Annotated in this window: 12 protein-coding genes; all 12 read left to right on the forward strand. The window is 48.2% G+C overall.

Annotated elements, in window-relative coordinates; translation table 11 throughout:
• The first annotated feature begins 6 nt into the window (after positions 1-6).
• The 12 genes from BO48_RS00240 to BO48_RS00295 all read left to right on the forward strand — a co-directional run bounded on the left by BO48_RS00240 (position 7) and on the right by BO48_RS00295 (position 15,280).
• Complete coding sequence (locus tag BO48_RS00240; protein WP_496365434.1) at positions 7-525, forward strand: DivIVA domain-containing protein; 519 nt, start codon at positions 7-9, stop codon at positions 523-525.
• Positions 526-792: 267 nt separating this feature from the next.
• The gene (ileS, locus tag BO48_RS00245; protein WP_496365435.1) at positions 793-3,534 is read left to right on the forward strand and encodes an isoleucine--tRNA ligase; all 2,742 of its coding nucleotides are present in this window, start codon (positions 793-795) and stop codon (positions 3,532-3,534) included.
• A gap of 5 nt (positions 3,535-3,539) precedes the next feature.
• Entirely contained in the window at positions 3,540-4,043 is a 504-nt protein-coding gene (gene lspA, locus BO48_RS00250; RefSeq protein WP_496365815.1) for a signal peptidase II, read from the forward strand.
• Positions 4,015-4,923: an RluA family pseudouridine synthase gene (locus BO48_RS00255; protein WP_496365436.1), complete on the forward strand. Its 909-nt coding sequence runs from the start codon at positions 4,015-4,017 to the stop codon at positions 4,921-4,923. Before lspA ends, BO48_RS00255 begins: the two co-directional genes overlap by 29 nt.
• A 428-nt stretch (positions 4,924-5,351) precedes the next feature.
• Positions 5,352-5,876: a bifunctional pyr operon transcriptional regulator/uracil phosphoribosyltransferase PyrR gene (gene pyrR / locus BO48_RS00260; protein WP_496365437.1), complete on the forward strand. Its 525-nt coding sequence runs from the start codon at positions 5,352-5,354 to the stop codon at positions 5,874-5,876.
• A gap of 10 nt (positions 5,877-5,886) precedes the next feature.
• Positions 5,887-7,206 (forward strand): uracil-xanthine permease family protein, encoded by a 1,320-nt coding sequence (locus BO48_RS00265; protein ID WP_496365438.1) that lies wholly within the window; start codon positions 5,887-5,889, stop codon positions 7,204-7,206.
• A complete protein-coding gene (locus BO48_RS00270; RefSeq protein WP_496365439.1) occupies positions 7,199-8,080 on the forward strand; it encodes an aspartate carbamoyltransferase catalytic subunit in 882 nt (293 codons plus the stop codon). The genes BO48_RS00265 and BO48_RS00270 overlap by 8 nt, the downstream gene beginning before the upstream one ends.
• Positions 8,080-9,351 carry a dihydroorotase gene (pyrC, locus tag BO48_RS00275; RefSeq protein WP_496365440.1) on the forward strand — a complete coding sequence of 424 codons (1,272 nt, stop codon included), beginning with the start codon at positions 8,080-8,082 and terminating at the stop codon, positions 9,349-9,351. The genes BO48_RS00270 and pyrC overlap by 1 nt, the downstream gene beginning before the upstream one ends.
• Positions 9,351-10,442, forward strand: a complete 1,092-nt coding sequence (locus BO48_RS00280) for a carbamoyl phosphate synthase small subunit (RefSeq protein WP_496365441.1) — start codon at positions 9,351-9,353, stop codon at positions 10,440-10,442. Before pyrC ends, BO48_RS00280 begins: the two co-directional genes overlap by 1 nt.
• Positions 10,435-13,611 carry a carbamoyl-phosphate synthase large subunit gene (gene carB, locus BO48_RS00285; RefSeq protein ID WP_496365442.1) on the forward strand — a complete coding sequence of 1,059 codons (3,177 nt, stop codon included), beginning with the start codon at positions 10,435-10,437 and terminating at the stop codon, positions 13,609-13,611. Before BO48_RS00280 ends, carB begins: the two co-directional genes overlap by 8 nt.
• 8 nt (positions 13,612-13,619) lie before the next feature.
• On the forward strand, positions 13,620-14,369 hold the full coding sequence (locus tag BO48_RS00290; protein ID WP_496365443.1) for a dihydroorotate dehydrogenase electron transfer subunit: 750 nt from the start codon (positions 13,620-13,622) through the stop codon (positions 14,367-14,369).
• Positions 14,366-15,280: a dihydroorotate dehydrogenase gene (locus BO48_RS00295; RefSeq protein ID WP_496365444.1), complete on the forward strand. Its 915-nt coding sequence runs from the start codon at positions 14,366-14,368 to the stop codon at positions 15,278-15,280. The genes BO48_RS00290 and BO48_RS00295 overlap by 4 nt, the downstream gene beginning before the upstream one ends.
• The last annotated feature ends 16 nt before the right edge of the window (positions 15,281-15,296 follow it).

The following is a 15,296-nucleotide window of genomic DNA, read 5'->3' on the forward strand; positions in this document are numbered from 1 at the left end:
AAAATTATGGAAGCGAGTGAAAGGATAAACAGAAAGTTTGCAACGGTCTACCGTGGTCTCGATGAAAAAGAGGTGAGGGATCATTTAAGAAAGATCGAAGACGAAATTGAAGAGCGCGACAGAAAGATTGCACAGCTTGAAGAGATGCTGAATGAACGGGATGAAAATCTGAACAGCTTCAGATCAGTCGAAACGAGTATCAATGAAGCGATTCTGACAGCGCAGAGAGCAGGCGATGATACGAAGGCGGCCGCTCAGGAACGTGCGGATGAAATCATCAGAAGTGCCGAAGCAGAACGGGATATCATCATTGATAAGGCATTGAACCAGGCGCGTCATATCGGCAGCCAGACTGAAGATATGAAGCGTCAGTCGAAAGTTTTCAGAGCGCGTTTCAAAATGCTTGTTCAGGCTCAGCTCGACCTTCTGCAGTCGGATGACTGGGATTATCTGCTCGATTATGACATGGACAATGAAGACAAAGTCCGTGACATTGAAAACGAGTATGGAAATAATGAAGAGTAAATATTGACGAAACGTTTTTATTTTAGCATAATATATATATTGTTAGACACAGCAGAATGTGAGATATTTTAAAGCGACCGGAAGATGGTGAGAGTTCCGGAGTCACAGCATTTTGATATCACTAATGATTGATAATGAATACTATTAAGAAGAGATGGCTCTGACTGAGGGTCAATAAGGGTGGTACCGCGGAATTTTTTCGCCCCTATTGATTCAGTTAGAGTTTTTTTATTTTAAAAATAATTTATTGAAACGGGAGAGTAGAGAATGGATTATAAAGATACGTTATTAATGCCGAAAACTAAATTTAAAATGCGTGGCGGCCTGATCAACAAAGAGCCTAAAATGCAGGAAGAATGGCGTGAAATGGATTTATATGAAAAGAAACTGAAGCAGAACGAGGGCAATACGCCGTATATTCTGCATGATGGCCCGCCGTATGCAAACGGTGCGCTTCATATGGGGCACGCACTGAACAAGATCATCAAGGATATCATCATCCGCAACAAGCAGATGCAGGGTTACTATGCACCTTACGTGCCGGGCTGGGATACGCATGGTCTGCCGATTGAACAGGCACTGACGAACAAAGGTGTCGACCGTAAGAGCATGACGGTCGAAGAGTTCAGAAACAAGTGTATCGAATTTGCGAACACTCAGATTGACGCACAGCGTGAAGGTTTCAAGCGCATGGGCATCGACGGTGAGTGGGACAACCCATACCTGACTTATAAACCTGAATTTGAAGCGTCACAGGTCAGAGTGCTGAAAGACATGGTGGAGAAAGACCTGATCTATAAAGGTAAAAAGCCGATCTACTGGTCTCCGGCAAGCGAATCTTCTCTTGCGGAAGCGGAGCTTGAGTATAAGGACAAGCGTTCACCGTCCATCTATGTCTCATTTGAAGTACAGGACGGCAAAGGTGTCCTTGATGCCGGTGTCGGACTTGTCATCTGGACGACGACGCCTTGGACGATTCCTTCCAACATGGGGATTGCTGTGCATCCGGAACTGAACTATGTCCAGTTCAACTATGACGGCAAAGAATATGTCGTTGTCGAAGATCTGCTGGATCACTTATGCGAAGAAGTCGGTTTCGATAAGGAACAGGTGACACGTACGAAAGAATTCAAAGGTTCCGAGCTTGAATATATTGAAACGAAACATCCATTGTATGATCGCACGAGCCTTGTCGTGCTCGGCGACCATGTAACGACTGATGCAGGTACGGGTCTTGTGCATACTGCACCGGGTCATGGTGACGATGACTTCATCATCGGTCAGAAATACGGCCTTCAGGTGCTGAGCCCTGTGGACGACAAAGGTGTCTTCACGGATGAAGCGGGTAAATATGCCGGACTTTTCTATGACGATGCAAATAAAGAGATTACAGAAGATCTGGATGCAGCGGGCGTTTTATTGAAACTGAACTTCTATACGCACTCGTATCCGCATGACTGGCGTACGAAGACACCAGTTATTTTCCGTGCGACGCCTCAGTGGTTCGCATCGATCAACGGTGTACGCGACGATATTTTGAAAGCGGTCGATGAGACGAAGTTCCAGGTTGAATGGAATAAAAAGCGCATGCACAATATGATTAAAAACCGCGGTGACTGGGTTATTTCACGTCAGCGTGTGTGGGGTGTGCCTCTGCCGTTCTTCTATGCTGAAAACGGGGAGGAAATCGTCGATGTCGATGTCATCGAACATGTTGCGGCATTATTCGAAACACACGGTTCAAATATCTGGTTCGAACGCGATGCGGAAGATCTGCTTCCTGAAGGCTATACGCACCCGGGTTCACCAAACGGCAAGTTCACAAAAGAGACGGACATCATGGACGTGTGGTTCGACTCCGGTTCGACGCACAGAGGCGTGCTCGACTACCGTGACTATCTGACGTACCCGGCGGACCTTTATTTTGAAGGATCGGACCAGTACAGAGGTTGGTTCAACTCTTCAATCATCACGAGTGTGGCGACTAAAGGCCACTCGCCGTATAAAGAGCTGTTAAGCCACGGTTTCGTCATGGACGGAAAAGGTAAGAAGATGTCGAAGTCACTCGGCAACGTCATCCTGCCTGAAAAAGTGATGAAGCAGATGGGCGCGGACATCATCCGACTGTGGGTCATGTCTTCAGACTTTGAAGAGGACGTAAGAATTTCAGACGATATTCTTAAGCAGGTATCGGAAGTTTACCGTAAGATCCGTAACACGTTCCGTTTCATGCTGGGTAACGTTGCGGACTTCAATCCGGCCGAAGATGCGGTTGCCTACGAGGACCTGTATGAAATCGACCAGTTCATGTACCAGAGATTCAATGAAGTCATCAACATGGTGCGTGACTGCTACGAGCGCTATGACTATGTGACGGTTTACCAGTCACTGCAGAACTTCATCAACGTCGACTTGTCCAACTTCTATCTGGATTACGGCAAGGACATCCTTTATATCGAAAAGGAGGATGCTTCAATCCGCCGCAGCATGCAGACAGTGCTTTATAAGATCCTGACTGATCTGAATAAACTGCTTGCACCGATTCTTGTGCATACGACTGAGGAAATTTATCAGCATACGCCGCATTCGGAAAAAGAGAGCGTGCATCTTGAGTATCTGCCTGAAGTTGCAGAAGTGGATAGTGACCTTGTAGAGAAATGGCAGTACTTCCTGAAAGTGCGTGATGATGTATACCGTGCACTTGAAGTGGCACGTAATGAAAAAGTGATCGGTAAGTCACTTGAAGCGAAAGTTTATGTGACCGAGCCTGAAGAGATGAAATTCGAAGACTTGCACGGCAATCTGGAACAGTTATTCATCGTTTCACAGGTGGAAGTCGTGGACAGTCTGGAAGACGGTACGAAATACGATACTGTAACGGTTAAAGTTGAACATGCAGAAGGCGAACGCTGTGAGCGCTGCTGGAACTTCTCCACTGCAGAGAGTCTGACGAGCGGCGAAGATGACATTTGTCCAAGATGCCGCACTGTCGTTGATTCCATATCGTAGGTGGTATCATGAAAAAATTCAGAATTGCGCCGATGGTCATCATCGGTGCAGTGATTTTAATCATCGATCAGATCACAAAATATCTTGTTGTAGAGAACATGGAGATCGGCGAATCCATCCCGCTGCTCGGTGAGTTTCTGCAGCTGACGTCCCACCGCAATTCCGGCGCTGCATGGGGGATGTTCCAAGGTCAGATGATTTTCTTCTACATCGTGACGATTGTCGTCGTCGCGCTGCTTCTGTACATTTATAAGAAAGAAGCGGAGGATAATTTTCTGATGCAGCTGTCGATTACACTGCTGCTCGCGGGTGCGATCGGGAACTTTATTGACAGAATCCTCTTCCAGGAAGTCGTGGATTTTGTAGACACTTTGATTTTCGGCTATGATTTTCCGATCTTCAACGTCGCGGACAGTGCACTGACGATTGGTGTCATACTGATGCTGATCGAGTTTTTCTTCACAGGACGGAGTGGTGATAATGAACGAAATAACAGTAGACAAAAATAATGAAGGTGAACGGCTCGACCGCTTTTTGAGCACGGTCGTGCCGGATTCATCGAGAAGCGATATACAGGGCCGCATCAAAGACGGCATTGTAACGGTGAACGGCGGTCAGGTGAAGCCGAATTATAAAATAAAGACCGATGACAAGGTTGTCGTCCGAGAGCGAGAGCTTGTCGAATCGGATATTGAAGCAGAAAACCTGAACCTCGACATCGTCTATGAGGACTCAGATGTCGCAATTGTATACAAGCCGAAAGGGATGGTCGTCCACCCGTCTGCCGGCCATTACGGCGGCACGCTGGTGAACGGTCTGATGTATCAGCTGGATGAACTGTCCGGTATCAACGGTGAACTGCGCCCTGGCATCGTCCACCGTATCGATAAAGATACGAGCGGCCTGCTGATGGTCGCAAAACACGACGTCGCCCACCGGGAACTCGTGGAACAGCTCGTTGATAAAAGTGTGACAAGAAAGTACACGGCATTTGTCCACGGCGTCATTCCGCATGACAAAGGCACGATTGAAGCACCGATCGGACGCAATCCAAGAGAACGCCAGGAGATGGCGGTCGTGGATGACGGCAAAGATGCGGTGACACACTTCAACGTTTTGGAACGGTTCAAGGACTATACGTTGGTTGAATGTATTTTGGAGACCGGCAGAACCCACCAGATCCGTGTCCATATGAAATATATCGGGTATCCGCTTGTCGGCGATCCGAAATACGGCCAGAGAAAAACGATGGATACGGGGGGCCAGATGCTGCACGCAGGCATTGTCGGATTTACCCATCCAGAAAGCCGTGAACGCCTCGAATTCAAGACAGGACTGCCGGATTACTTTGAGGAAATCCTGGAAGATCTGAGAGCGAGAGAGAAATAGATATTTAAGATTCGTGGACGCAAACGCCTTGTGAGAGGGGTTTGCGTTTTTTTGTTTTTGGCGGCGGATGGAGGAGTCTGCGCTGCTCACATAACATCATTTTCAGCATCAAGTGAGCAGGGCCGCACCAATACCAGGCATCCCCCGGAGTGTAAAACCTCCCTTCATTAATCCTTGACAATGAAATTCATGAGGGCTATGCTTATTAACAATACAAATGACAACCAAATATCATCATTAATGTCTTTAAAACCGGTCCTGTGAGGCCGGGAAGGCATGATATAAACGAGGACAAGTCTGTCTGTTAACGCTACAAGTGTACCTGTCGGGGCACTGTTTTAACAGCCGGTCTGTTTCAAGGGATACGTATATACTCATGCCGGCTGGCATGAGTATTTTTTTATGAAATTAAATCGGGGGTTAGGACAATGAAACAACGCACGATTCTGGACGAGGCACAGATCAGCCGTTCACTGACACGGATGGCGCACGAAGTGCTGGAGCGGAACAAAGGTACTGAAAAATTAATTCTTTTGGGAATAAAAACCCGTGGGGAGTTTTTAGCGGACCGGCTCCAGGATAAGATCAGTCAGATTGAATCGGTCCAAGTGCCGACGGGGACGATTGATATCAGCAACTACCGGGACGATAAACCGGGTCAGACGGTGAATGACGAAGATATCGTCATCGATACGGATCTGAACGACAAGCATGTCGTCCTCGTCGACGACGTACTGTTCACCGGCCGCACGATCCGGGCGGCGATGGACGCCATATTGAACTCGGTGCGGCCGTCCAAAATTTCGCTCGCGGTGCTGATCGACCGGGGTCACAGGGAACTGCCGATCCGTGCGGATTACGTCGGCAAAAATATTCCGACGGCGAAAGAGGAAATCATCAATGTGGCACTTATGGAAGTGGATAACGAAAACGCAGTGACTCTAACGGAATAGGAGAAAAATCATGAGAGAGAAACTACCTACAGACAGTCTTTACAAAAGAAGCTTCGAACCGAGGCTCGATGTTCATGAGAAACCTAAATGGTCACAGTGGGCGCTGTTAAGTTCGCAGCACCTGTTTGCAATGTTCGGTGCGACGGTGCTTGTACCATTTCTGACGGGACTTCCGGTCAGTGCCGCGCTCATTGCGAGCGGTATCGGGACGCTGCTTTACATATGGATCACGAAAGGGCAGATTCCGGCATATCTCGGCTCAAGCTTCGCCTTCATCCTGCCGATCACGATCGCACTCGGTGCGAACACATTGGGTGAGGTGCTGACCGCGCTGTTCTTCAGCGGCATACTGTACGTCGTGATCGGCCTCATCATAAAGTTATTCGGAACCAACTGGCTCATCAGTCTGCTGCCGCCGATCGTCGTCGGACCGGTCATCATGGTCATCGGCCTCGGGCTTGCCCCGGTCGCGGTCGACATGGCGATGTACACGGACTCAGGCAACCAGGAAGGATACAGTCTGACCTTCATCGCAATCGCAGTCATCACACTGCTGATTACAATCGGGGCTTCGGTTTTCCTTAAAGGCGTGCTGTCACTCATTCCGATACTGATCGGGATTGTCGGCGGCTACATTACGGCAACGCTTTTTGGAGTGGTGGATTTCACGCAGATAAAAGAGACAGGCTGGTTCGTTCTGCCGGATGTCCATCTGCCGCTCGTCTCATACGAACCGAGCATCAACGTCGGACTGTTCATCGTCATGCTGCCGATTGTTTTCGTGACAGTGTCCGAGCATATCGGCCACCAGGTCGTCATCAACAAGATTGTCGGCCGGGACTTCTTCAAGAAGCCGGGTCTGCACCGGTCACTCATCGGTGACGGGGCGGCGACAATGTTCGCGGGGTTGATCGGCGGTCCACCGACAACGACTTACGGCGAGAACATCGGTGTGCTGGCAATTACAAGAGTGTTCAGCATATGGGTCATCGGCGGCGCTGCGGTATTCGCGGTCATCCTCGGATTTGTCGGCAAGTTTACAGCGCTTGTCCAGTCGATACCGTCGCCTGTCATGGGCGGGGTGTCGATACTGCTTTTCGGCATCATCGCGGCAAGCGGACTCAGAATACTGATTGACGCACAGATTGATCTGGATAATAAAAGGAACCTCGTCATTGCATCGGTCATCCTTGTGATAGGAATCGGCAAGGCGCATCTGGATTTCATGATCGGAGATATTCCATTCAACCTGGAAGGCATGGCGCTCGCGGCACTTGCAGGTATCGTATTAAATGCAGTATTACCAAAGGAGGAAGCGGTTAATGAATGATTTGCTGACAGTGGAGTCGCTGACCGACTCTGAAATCATGACACTGATTAAACGTGCACTGACTTTTAAACAAGGGGAAATGCCGGAAAAGTTCCGGGATAAAACCGTCGTCAACTTGTTTTTTGAAAACTCGACGCGGACACGGCTGAGTTTTGAAATGGCCGAGTTCAAACTGGGCATACATGCGATACCTTTCGATGCAGATACAAGTTCCGTCCAGAAAGGCGAAAGTCTTTATGATACATGCAGGACACTCGAAGCGATCGGCGCAGACGTGCTGGTCATACGGCACGGCGACAACCGCTATTTCGATACACTGGAAAACATTAATGTACCGATCGTCAATGGCGGCGACGGCAGCGGTTCACACCCGACGCAATGCCTCCTGGACCTGATGACGATATATGAAAACTTCGGACGATTCGAAGGATTGAAAGTCGTAATATCGGGAGATATTTTCCACTCGAGAGTTGCCCACAGCAATTTCCAGGCGCTCACCCGCCTGGGGGCAGACGTTTATTTCTCCGGGCCTGAAGACTGGCAGAATCCGGGATATGAAAATGCTTATATGGATTTCGATGAGGCGATTGAGACGTGTGATGTCATCATGCTTCTCCGGGTGCAGCATGAACGGCACTTCGTCCAGATGACATTTTCAAAAGAAGGGTACAATCAAGAGTACGGACTCAATATGGAACGTTATGAAAAGATGAAAGAGGATGCGATCATCATGCATCCCGCGCCGATGAACCGGGACGTGGAAATATCGTCCGAACTGGTCGAGGCGGATAAGAGCAGGATTTTCAGCCAGATGGAAAACGGTGTATTTATGCGCATGAGTATTTTGGAAAACATTTTAAAGGAGAGACAATAATGTTATTAAAAAATGGTGTTGTACTGCACAATAATGAGTTTGTTGAACAGGACGTTTTAATCGAAGCGGGAAAAATAAAGGCACTCGGCACGAACCTCGATGCAGGTTCTGGTGAAGTCATCGATTTGAAAGGCAAGCTCGTCACGCCGGGTCTGATCGATGTTCATGTGCACTTAAGAGAACCTGGTTTCGAACATAAGGAAACGGTCGAGTCCGGTACGAAGGCTGCGGCTAGAGGCGGCTTTACATCCATCTCACCGATGCCGAACACGAACCCGATCATCGATACGGTAGAGCGGCTCGGAAGCTTGAATAACATTATTGAACGGGAGGCGCATATAAAGGTGCGACCGTATGCTTCAATTACGGAAGGTCTGAAAGGTGAGGCACTTGCTGACTTTGAAGGTTTGAAAAAATCCGGCGCATTCGCATTTACCGATGACGGTGTCGGCGTACAGAGTGCTGACATGATGCTGCGTGCGATGGAGAATGCGGCCAAACTTGATATGGCGATTGTTGCGCATACAGAAGAAAATACACTTATCCGCGGCGGGGCGGTTCACGATGGCAGGACGAGCGCGAAACTCGGCATTCCGGGTATCCCTGCAGTGACTGAGTCGGTTCAGATCGCAAGGGACGTACTGCTTGCCGAGGCAGCAGACTGCCACTATCATGTGTGCCATGTGTCGACGAAGGAAAGTGTGCGTGTCATCCGTGACGCTAAGCGTGCAGGCATCCGCGTCACAGGCGAAGTGACGCCGCACCATCTAGTACTGGATGAAAATGATATTACGGATAAAGATCCGAATTTCAAGATGAACCCGCCGCTCAGAGGTTCAGACGACCGCGAGGCGCTGATCGAAGGGCTGCTTGATGGCACGCTTGATTTTATCGCGACGGACCACGCACCGCATCAGGATTCTGAAAAGGAAGTCGGCATTGAAACCGCACCGTTTGGCATAGTGGGTATAGAAAATGCATTCCAGCTGTGTTACACGAAACTCGTTAAGACGGGCGTGTTCACACTGCAGCAGCTGGTGGACTGGATGACGGTCAAACCGGCGGAAGTCTTCAATATGGACGGTGGTGTTTTATTGCCGGGAAATGATGCGGATATTACGGTCATCGACCTTGAAAAAGAATATACGCTCGATAAAGAAGCATTTTTATCAAAATCAAAGAATACACCATTTGACGGCGAGCCGCTGACATCGGATATTTATCTGACGGTGGCAGGCGGAGAAATCAAATATCAGGCGGAGGGACAGTAATGTTAAATGACAAAAGATATTTAGTTTTGGAAGACGGTACTGTGTACGAAGGATATAAACTTGGCGCGGACGGTGAATGTCCGGGAGAGGTCGTATTCAATACATCAATGACCGGCATTCAGGAAATCATCAGCGACAATTCATATACGGATCAGATCATCACTTTCAGTTACCCGCTTATAGGCAGCGCGGGATTCAATACAGAAGACAGTGAATCATTACTGCCGACAGCACGCGGTGTTGTTGTCAGAGAAGCGATTGAGCACCCTTCAAACTTCAGATCAACTGAAAATTTAGATGGATTTTTAAAAAGAAATGACATCGTCGGCATCAGCGGTGTGGATACAAGAAGCATTACAAAGAAAATTCGTAATTCAGGCGTGATGAAAGCTGAAATCACTGATTCATCCGACCATGCAAAAACGGTTGAAGCAATCAGGGCAATGGAATTCGCGCGTGATCAGGTGAAACGCGTTTCTACAAATACGCCTTATATTTCAACGGGTACCGGCCCTAGGGTTGCACTGCTCGACTTCGGCAAGAAAGAAAATATTGTCCGTTCATTAAACCAGCGCGGCTGCGACGTCACAGTACTGCCTCATGATTCAACGAGTGAACGCATACTGCAGTTGAAGCCTGACGGTGTCATGCTGTCAAACGGTCCGGGAGACCCCGCGGATGTGACAGAAGCGGTTGAAACGATTAGGAATCTGATCGGACAAATACCAATTTTCGGTATTTGTCTCGGTCACCAGCTCATCGCACTCGCAGGCGGTGCCAGTTCCTATAAAATGAAATTCGGCCATCGCGGTGCAAATCAGCCAGTGAAAAATTTATCAACAAACAAAGTGGAAATTACGACTCAAAATCACGGATATGCAATTGATGAGGACAGTTTGAAAGATACGGATTTTGAAATCACGCATATCGCTATCAATGATAATTCTGTTGAAGGTATCAGGCATAGAAGTGAACCGGTTTTCAGTGTGCAGTATCACCCTGAAGCTGCGGCAGGCCCGCATGATGCATCTTACTTATTTGATCAGTTTATCGAAATGATGAAGGCAGAAGGAGGACAATCGAATGCCTAAACGTAATGATATTAAAACAATACTTGTCATAGGAAGCGGTCCGATCATCATCGGACAGGCAGCAGAGTTTGATTATGCGGGCACACAGGCATGCCTGGCATTGAAAGAGGAAGGATACAGAGTGATTCTGGTCAACTCGAATCCGGCAACGATCATGACCGATCAGGAGATTGCGGATGTAGTTTATATCGAACCGTTGACACCGGATTTCATAAGCCGCATCATACGTAAGGAACAGCCGGATGCGCTGCTGCCGACACTCGGTGGGCAGGTCGGTTTGAATATGGCTGTGGAACTGGACCGTTTAGGCGTGCTTCGTGAAAATGAAGTGGAACTGCTCGGCACAAAATTGGATTCTATCAAACAGGCGGAAGACAGGGATATGTTCCGAAATCTTATGAATGATATGGAAGTTCCGGTACCGGAGTCCGACATCATCAACACGATTGACGAAGCGTATGATTTTGTCGAAAAGACAGGCTATCCTTTTATCGTCCGTCCGGCATTTACAATGGGCGGTACCGGAGGAGGCATTTGCTATAACGAAGATGACCTGAAGGAAATTGTTGCGAACGGCCTGAAATATTCACCGGTCAGCCAGTGTTTATTGGAAAAATCGATTGCCGGATTCAAAGAGATCGAATATGAAGTGATGAGAGATTCTAATGACAATGCAATCGTTGTGTGCAACATGGAAAATATCGATCCTGTCGGCATACATACAGGAGATTCAATCGTTGTTGCACCGAGCCAGACACTGACAGATAAAGAGCATCAGATGTTGAGAAATGTATCTTTGAACATTATTAAAGAGCTTGAAATTGAAGGCGGCTGTAACGTCCAGCTTGCTCTGGATCCGGACTCGTTCGACTACTACATCATAGAAGTGAATCCGAGAGTATCGCGCTCAAGTGCGCTGGCTTCAAAAGCGACGGGCTACCCGATCGCCAAACTTGCTGCGAAAATCGCAGTCGGCATGACTCTGGACGAAATGATCAATCCTGTGACGAATTCAAGCTATGCAGCATTTGAACCGGCACTTGATTACGTTGTTTCTAAAATTCCCCGCTTTCCGTTTGATAAATTCGACAAGGGTGAGCGTACACTCGGTACCCAGATGAAAGCGACGGGCGAAGTGATGGCAATCGGACGCACCTACGAGGAATCATTGTTGAAAGCGATCCGTTCACTGGAGTACGGGGTACATCATCTTGGTCTTCCAAACGGTGATGATTTTACTCTGGATTATATCGTCCATTCAATAAAAGCCCAGAGCGATGAGAGGCTGTTCTTTATCGGGGAAGCGATCCGTCGTGAAGTGACACTGGAAGAAATTCATGCCTGGACGAAAATTGACTTTTACTTCCTGAATAAGTTCAAACATATCATCGATATTGAAAGAGAACTGAAAGAAAATGCCGGCAGCATCGAACATTTGAAATGGGCGAAGACATTCGGCTTCAGTGACCGTGTCATCGGACACCGCTGGGAAATGTCGGAAGATGAAGTATTCAAAATCAGAAAAGAACAGGGCATCATGCCGGTCTACAAGATGGTCGACACATGTGCGGCTGAATTTGAATCGAATACGCCTTACTTCTACGGCACGTATGAAACGGAAAATGAATCATTGCAGAGCGATAAGGAAAAGATCCTTGTACTCGGAAGCGGACCGATCCGCATCGGACAGGGTATCGAGTTCGACTATGCAACGGTACATGCGGTATGGGCCATACAGGAGGCGGGTTACGAGGCAATCATCGTCAACAACAACCCGGAAACGGTATCGACCGATTTCTCAATTTCGGATAAATTATACTTTGAGCCGCTCACGCATGAAGACGTCATGAATATCGTCCATAATGAAAATCCGAAAGGTGTCGTCGTCCAGTTCGGCGGTCAGACTGCAATCAACCTGGCAGACAGATTATCTGAACACGGCGTGCAGATTTTAGGTACAAGCCTTGACGATATCGACCGTGCCGAGGACAGAAAACGTTTTGAAGCACTGCTTCAGGAAATAAAAGTCCCGCAGCCGCATGGTAAGACTGCGACGAATGAAGAGGAAGCGCTTCAGAATGCCCGTCATATCGGCTTCCCTGTCCTTGTCCGTCCGAGTTATGTTCTCGGCGGCCGTGCAATGGAAATCGTCTATGACGAGTCGGAACTGAAAAACTATATGAGAAATGCCGTTAAAGCGTCACCTGAGCATCCTGTTCTGATTGATAGCTATTTGACAGGTAAGGAAATCGAAGTGGACGCAATCTGTGACGGAGAGAATGTCATCATCCCGGGCATCATGGAACATATCGAAAGAGCGGGTGTCCACTCCGGGGATTCCATGGCAGTGTATCCGCCGGTAAACCTGTCCCAGGAAGAAATTGATACGCTGGTTGATTATACGGAGAGACTTGCGAAAGGTCTGAATATCATCGGTATCATCAACATCCAGTTCGTCTTATCGAAAAAGGGGATATTCGTCCTCGAAGTAAACCCGAGATCGAGCCGTACTGTACCGTTTTTAAGCAAGATAACCGAAGTGCCGATGGCAAGGCTCGCCATGCATGCCATTCTCGGCAGGAAACTTGCGGACAGTGAATTCCCTCTCGGACTGCAGCCGGATAAAGACGGCTACTATGTTAAGGCACCGGTATTCAGTTTCTCCAAACTGAAAAACGTTGATATCACTCTCGGACCGGAAATGAAATCGACCGGGGAAGTCATGGGTAAGGACGATACATTGAACAAGGCGCTGTATAAGAGTCTCGTTGCCAGTGGTCTGGATGTCAAAGACCACGGGACTGCACTCTTTACGATTGCGGATAAGGATAAGGAAGAAGCGGTTGAACTTGCGAAAAGATTTTCACAGTGCGGGTACCGAATCTTATCGACAAGCGGTACCGCGGAAGCACTTAAAAAGGACGGCATTCCGGTCGTCATAGTGGATAAGATCGGCGAAGGCGACAATACACTGCTCCGTTCCATCCAAAACGGCAACGTCCAGATTGTAGTGAACACGATGACAAAAGGTAAAGAAGTTGAACGTGACGGCTTCAGAATCCGCCGTGAATCCGTCGAGAACGGCGTACCTTGTCTGACGTCGCTGGATACAGCGAGAACGCTGATCGAAGTCATTGAAAGCATGACATTTAATATGAATGAAATGTAGGTGGGCATATGAAAAATATAATGACCGTCGTTTCTCAAGCCAATATCGCTGATAAAATTTATGAAATGGTGCTCCAAGGGGATATTACAGAAAGCATGAAAACGCCGGGTCAGTTTGTGCACATCAGAGTGAGCAATGATACATCGAATGTACTGCGCAGACCGATTTCGATTTCAGATATCAATGTTGAAAAGTCCCAGTTCACGATCACTTATAGAGCAGACGGGGATGGCACGAGGAAGTTCACGGAATTTAAAGCGGGCGACAGCATCGATATATTATCACCGCTCGGCAACGGCTATCCGGTTGAAAAAAGCGGGCATGTACTCATCGTCGGCGGGGGCATCGGTGTCCCGCCGCTCTATGAGCTTTCCAAACAGCTGAACGGCATCGGTGTGAAGACGACCCATGTCCTCGGTTTCAACTCGGCGAAGGATATATTTTATGAAGAGAAATTCAAAGCTTTAGGGGAGACCTTTATTGCGACTGCGGATGGGAGTCACGGCACGGAAGGGTTCGTCACGGATGTGACGAGAAATCTGAACGGTGAATTTGACCGTTTTTATGCATGCGGTCCGAAAGTGATGCTGAAAGCGGTCAGCGATGAGCTGGATATCGACGGTTACGTGTCACTGGAAGAAAGAATGGGCTGCGGTTTCGGCGTGTGCTATGCATGCGTCTGCGACCGGCAGGACGGCACACAGGCGAAAGTCTGCACTGACGGCCCGGTATTCAGGAAAGGGGCGGTTGTACTATGACAAATTCAAAACTGAACATACAGCTTCCCGGCCTGGACTTGAAAAATCCGGTCATGCCGGCATCCGGCTGCTTCAGTTTCGGTGAGGAATTTTCCAGGCTGTATGATCTGTCGAAGCTCGGCGCCATCATGATCAAGGCGGCGACGGAAGAAGAACGCAAGGGAAATAAAACACCAAGGGTTGCTGAAACTGCGAGCGGCATGCTGAACGCCATCGGCCTGCAGAATCCGGGTGTGGATCACATCATCGAATATGAACTCAAGTTTCTTGAGCAGTATGATGTGCCGATCATTGCGAATGTGGCAGGTACGAAGATAGAAGATTACGTGAGTGTCGCAAAAAAGATTTCCGCTGCGCCGAACGTCAATGCACTGGAGCTGAATATTTCATGTCCGAACGTAAAAGAGGGCGGCATCCAGTTCGGTACGGACCCGGAAACGGCGAGAGAACTCACTTATGAAGTAAAAAATGTATCTGAAGTGCCAGTTTATGTTAAACTATCACCAAATGTCACTAATATTGTGGATATGGCCAACAGTGTCGGAGATATAGCGGATGGTCTGACGATGATCAATACGCTTGTTGGAATGCGTCTGGATAAATTCGGGAAACCGATTTTGGCGAACATTACCGGCGGGCTTAGCGGACCGGCCATCAAGCCTGTATCTCTCAACATGATCTACCAGATCAGACAGCATTTGGCGGATATCCCGATAATCGGAATGGGTGGCATTGCAACAGTGGATGATATTTTTGATTACTTATCAGTCGGCGCGGATGCGGTCGCGGTGGGGACGTTGAATTTTACCGACCCGTATATTTGTCCGACACTGATTGATGACTTGGAAAAGCGGGTGGAAAGTCTCGGCCTGGATCATATCCATGATTTGAAAGGCAGAGCATATTCATAAGAAAATAGGGGGAAAT

It is taken from the genome of Lacicoccus kunmingensis DSM 17847 (assembly GCF_059568765.1).

Bases quoted from the DNA above. Each gene is read 5' to 3' on its own strand.
- BO48_RS00240 (WP_496365434.1), top strand. From the start codon at position 7: ATGGAAGCGAGTGAAAGGATAAACAGAAAGTTTGCAACGGTCTACCGT.
- ileS (WP_496365435.1), top strand. From the start codon at position 793: ATGGATTATAAAGATACGTTATTAATGCCGAAAACTAAATTTAAAATG.
- BO48_RS00255 (WP_496365436.1), top strand. From the start codon at position 4,015: ATGAACGAAATAACAGTAGACAAAAATAATGAAGGTGAACGGCTCGAC.
- pyrR (WP_496365437.1), top strand. From the start codon at position 5,352: ATGAAACAACGCACGATTCTGGACGAGGCACAGATCAGCCGTTCACTG.
- BO48_RS00265 (WP_496365438.1), top strand. From the start codon at position 5,887: ATGAGAGAGAAACTACCTACAGACAGTCTTTACAAAAGAAGCTTCGAA.
- BO48_RS00270 (WP_496365439.1), top strand. From the start codon at position 7,199: ATGAATGATTTGCTGACAGTGGAGTCGCTGACCGACTCTGAAATCATG.
- pyrC (WP_496365440.1), top strand. From the start codon at position 8,080: ATGTTATTAAAAAATGGTGTTGTACTGCACAATAATGAGTTTGTTGAA.
- BO48_RS00280 (WP_496365441.1), top strand. From the start codon at position 9,351: ATGTTAAATGACAAAAGATATTTAGTTTTGGAAGACGGTACTGTGTAC.
- carB (WP_496365442.1), top strand. From the start codon at position 10,435: ATGCCTAAACGTAATGATATTAAAACAATACTTGTCATAGGAAGCGGT.
- BO48_RS00290 (WP_496365443.1), top strand. From the start codon at position 13,620: ATGAAAAATATAATGACCGTCGTTTCTCAAGCCAATATCGCTGATAAA.
- BO48_RS00295 (WP_496365444.1), top strand. From the start codon at position 14,366: ATGACAAATTCAAAACTGAACATACAGCTTCCCGGCCTGGACTTGAAA.